A 4,642-nucleotide genomic window follows, 5' to 3' on the forward strand; every position below is an offset into this window, starting at 1 on the left:
CCGCCCGGTGGAGATGCGCGCCACGTCCAGCAGGTGGCTGACGAGCTGCTCCAGCCGCTCCGTCTGCCGCTGCGCCGTCACCAGCGAGTGCTTCAGCTTCTCCGGCGTGGGCGGCTGGCCCGCGTCCACCGCGCGTTGCAGCGCCATCAGTTGCAGGCTCAGCGCGGACAGCGGCGTGCGCAGCTCGTGCGTGGCGATGGCGACGAACTCATCTCGCGCCTTCACCGCCTGCTCCGCCCGCTGGAAGAGGCGTGCGTTGTCCACCGCCAGCGCCGCGCGCCCGGCGAGGTCCTCCAGCAGCTCCAGGTCTCGCTCGGTGTAGCGGCGCACCGGATCCTGGCTCAACACCGACAGCACGCCCAGCGTGCGTCCCCGGGCGGTGAGCGGCACCATCATCACCGAGCGCGGTCGCAGCAGCTCCAGCGCCGCCCGGTGCCACTCGTCGAGGGAGGACTCCTCCACCAGCTCCGCGGACACCTCGGGGATCAGCAGGGGACGCCCCGCCTCCAGGACCCGCTGGATGGGGGAGCTCGGCAGGGAGGAGGGTGAGCGCCGCAGGAGCTCCTCGAGGCGCGGCTGGGTGCCCGGCCTGCGCGCCGCCGTCGCCATCCGCTCCAGCGCCTGGCCCTCCTCGAGCCGCACGTCCACCACGCAGTAGTCCGCCAGGTGCTCGGCCACCACCTGGGCGGTGCTCTCCAGGGTGGTGTGCAGATCCAACGAGGTGGACAGCCGCGTGGTGGCCTCGGCCAGGAAGCGCAGGCGCTCCTCCACCCGCTTCTGCTCGGTGATGTCCATCACGATGGCGCCCACGCCCAACGTCTCCCGGTCCCGCTTCACCGGGAAGAAGGCGCTCTGCACCGAGCGCGGGGGAGTGCCGGGACGCGCGGGCACCACGTTCTCCCGGTGCAGCTTCGGCTCGCCGCTCTCCATCACCTCGCGCAGCATGTTCTCGACGGGGAGGGCCTCCTCCAGCTCCGGGAGCACCTCGCGCACGCGGCGCCCCACGTGCGCCTCGGGCGGCTTGCCGTTGATGGAGGCCAGCACCGGGTTGACGTGGACGTAGCGCAGCTCGGGGTCCAGGAAGCCCATGCCCACCGGCGAGGCGGCGAGGAAGGCCTCCAGCAGCGCCAGCGAGGTGTCCCGCGCTTTCAGTGCGGCCTGCGTCTCCCGGAAGAGCCGGGCGTGCTCCACCACGAAGGCCGCGCGCCGGGCGAGCTCCTCGGCGTAGCGCAGCTCCCGCTCCGAGTAGCCCTGCCCCGGCGTATAGAGGACGAAGTTGATGATGCCCAGCCGCCGCTCCCCCAGCGACAGCGGCACCACCATGCAGGCGCGTCCCGACAGCTCCTCCAGCAGCCGCCGGTGCTCCGGTGAGCGCGCATGCGTGTCCAGGTGCTCGGAGGTGATGTCCGGGATGAGCAGCGGGCGGCCCTCGGCGAGCACCCGGGCCAGCGGGCTGGGGCCTCCCACCTTCGGGGGGAAGCGCAGCGCCTGGCGCAGCAGCGCGTCGCGCTGGGGATCCCTCGCGGCGACCGCCAGCCGGTGCAACTCCCCGTCAGCGCCCAGCACGTCGATGACGCAGCCCTCGGCCAGGTAGCGCGTGGCCAGCCGCGCCACGGCCTGCAGCGTGCCCTCCCAGTCCAGCGACTCCACCAGCAGGCGCGTGGCCTCGCCGAGGAAGGACTCGGCGTGCTCCGCCTGCCGGCGCGTGGTGATGTCCACGTGCACCGCCACCGCCCCGAGGAGGGTGCCCCGCTCGTCCCGCAGGGGGGTGGTGGAGGTGAGCACGGTGCGCCGCGCGCCATCGAAGGAGATGATGTCCACCTCCTCGTTCACCACCGGCTGGCCGTCGCGCAGCGTGCGCGCCAGCGCCCACTCGTGCGCCTCCAGCCGCCGGTCGCTCCTCGGCCAGTAGCCCTCGTAGAGCCCGTAGCCCTCCAGCCCCACCCGCGGCATGCCCGCGCCCCAGATGGCCTCGGTGGCGGGGTTGGCCTCCACGAAGTACCCCCGCGCATCCACGACGAGGACGGCCACCGGCATCATCCGCAACACCGCGCGCAGGTGCTCGCGCTCGGCCAGCAACGCCGCTGCCTCGGGAGGAGCGGGTAGGTTGGAATCGGGCATGCCTGGATGAAGACCCCCACCCATCACGCCGCAGCCGGAATGGAGGCGCAAGGCGGTGATTCCAGGAATCGTCCATTAGCAGGCCCTCCCGAGGGGGCGTGCGGACCCTTCCTGGCCGGAGCACGGTGGAGAGGCCCGCACGCTCCGGCATTGCCCCACGGGGCCTCTTACATTCTGGAAAGTTCTTACCGAGGCGCGAGCGAGGGGGGCAGTCGGCCTGGGACGACCGGTTGGCGAGCACCTCGATGACCGAGGGAGAGGTCGCTCGTGCCGAGGTTGAATTCCAGGCCCTCCGTGCTCCTGGTGGATGACCATCCCACGAACCTCGTGGCGCTGGAGGCCGTGCTGGAGCCCCTGCCGGTGCGCGTGGTGAAGGTCACCTCCGGGGAGCAGGCGCTCCGGCAGCTGCTGCGCGAGGACTTCGCCGTCATCCTCCTGGATGCGCTGATGCCAGGAATGGATGGCCTCGAGACGGCGCGGCTCATCCGCCTGCGGGAGCGCAACCGGGGCACGCCCATCATCCTCATGTCCGCCATCCACCGGGAGCAGTCCTACATCATCCAGGGCTACGTCGAGGGCGCGGTGGACTACCTCACCAAGCCGTTCGACCCGGAGGTGCTGCGGGCCAAGGTGGGGCTCTTCGTGGAGCTCTTCGAGAGGGACCGTCAGCTCAAGGAGCAGGCGAACCGGATGCGCGAGGAGCATGCCGAGCTGCTGGCGCGCGAGCACGCGGCGCTGCTGGAGGCGGGGATTCAGCGGGCCCGGCTGCACGGCGTCTTCACCCAGGCGCCCGTGGCCATCGCCCTGGTGCGCGGGCCCACGCACGTCTACGAGTTCGCCAACCCGTGCTTCCTCCATGTCGTCGGGCAGCGGGACATCTTCGGCAAGCCGGCACGCGAGGCGCACCCGGACCTCGACGGGCAGCGCTTCTTCGAGCTGCTGGACCACGTGCTGCGCACGGGCGAGCCGGTGTCGGGCAAGGCGATTCCCATCGTGCTCGGTGGGAAGGAGAAGGGCGCGCGGGAGACGGCCTTCTTCGACTTCGTCTACCAGCCCCTGCACCAGGCGGACGGGAAGGCCGAGGGCGTCCTCGTGTGCGCCTCCGAGGTCACCGAGCAGATGCGCGCCCGTCTGCGGGCCGAGGAGCTGTCGACGCGGCTGCACCAACAGCATGAGGCCTCGCGTGAGAGCGAGGAGCGCTTCCGCTCCCTCACCCACGCCATCTCGCAGATTGTCTGGACGATGGACCCCGAGGGCCATGTCTCCGCCGATTCCCCGAGCTGGCGCTCCTTCACGGGGCAGTCGTGCGAGAAGTACTTCGATGGCAGGTACGGCTGGCTGGAGTGCATCCACCCCGAGGATCGCACCCGGACGGTGCGCGCCTGGTTCGAGGCCCTGCGGGGCCGGAAGGTCTTCGAGCTGGAGCACCGGGTGCGTCGGCACGATGGGCAGTACCGCCACATGGCGGTGAGGGGCGTGCCGGTGCTGGCGGAGAACGGCCAGGTGCGCGAGTGGGTGGGCCTCCACATGGACGTCACCGAGCAGCGGCGCTCGGAGGAGGCCTCGCGCTTCCTCGCCCGCGCGAGCGCGCTGCTCTCGACGTCGCTCGACTACGAGGCCACCCTGGGCAACGTCGCCCGGCTCATGGTGCCCACGCTGGCGGACTGGTGCGCCGTCGACATGCTGCAGGCGGATGGGAGCCCGCGGCGCCTCGCGGCGGCGCACCGGGAGCCCGACAAGGTGGCGCTGGTGCACGAGGTGCAGCACCGCTTCCCCCTCAACTGGAACGCGAAGAGCGGGCTGCCCAAGGTGCTGCGCACCGGCGAGCTGGAGTGGTTCCCCTCCGTCCCGGAGTCCTTCCTGCTCGACGAGGGGTGGAACGAGGAGCAGTCGCGGCTCATGCGCGAGCTCGGCCTGCGCTCCTACCTCTGTGTGCCGCTGCTCAGCCGGGGGCGGATTCTGGGCGCCCTCACCCTCGTCTACGCGGACTCCGGGCGGGAGTATGACGAGCGGGAGCTGCGGCTGGCGGAGGACCTGGCGCGCCGCGCCGGCATCTCGGCGGACAACGCGCGGCTCTTCCAGGAGGCGCGCGAGGCGGTGCAGGTGCGCGACGAGTTCCTCTCGGTCGCCGCGCACGAGCTGAAGACGCCGCTCACGCCGCTGCGGCTCAAGCTGCACCGGATGCGCCAGGTGGCCCGCGGCCCGCAGGGGGTGGTGGACTCCCAGGAGCTGCTCGCGCACCTGGAGGTCGTCGACCGGCAGGTGGCCCGGCTCGACCGCCTCATCGAGAGCCTGCTGGACGTGTCGCGCATCGGCGCCGGCAAGCTCGAGCTGGAGTGGGAGGAGGTGGACCTCGCCGAGGTCGTCCGCGAGGTGGTCGCCCGCTTCGAGCCCCAGGCCGCCAAGGCCGAGTGCGCCGTGTCGGTGCGCAGCCCCCCGTGGCCCGTCCTCGGCCGGTGGGACCGCCTGCGCCTGGACCAGGTGGTGACGAACCTGCTGTCCAACGCGCTCAAGTACGGGG

2 protein-coding genes are annotated in these 4,642 nt (G+C 71.9%); one reads left to right on the forward strand and one right to left on the reverse strand.

Going from position 1 to position 4,642, the window contains the following annotated elements; all coding sequences use genetic code 11:
* Positions 1-2,121 (reverse strand): GAF domain-containing protein (locus VF697_RS10650; RefSeq protein ID WP_331093904.1); only part of this gene is annotated, 2,121 nt, incomplete at its 3' end.
* A gap of 267 nt (positions 2,122-2,388) precedes the next feature.
* Here VF697_RS10650 and VF697_RS10655 point away from each other — a divergent pair.
* A partial coding sequence (locus tag VF697_RS10655; RefSeq protein WP_331093906.1) for a response regulator occupies positions 2,389-4,642 on the forward strand: 2,254 nt, incomplete at its 3' end.

The organism is Archangium sp., assembly GCF_036388035.1.
Lineage (GTDB): Bacteria > Myxococcota > Myxococcia > Myxococcales > Myxococcaceae > Archangium.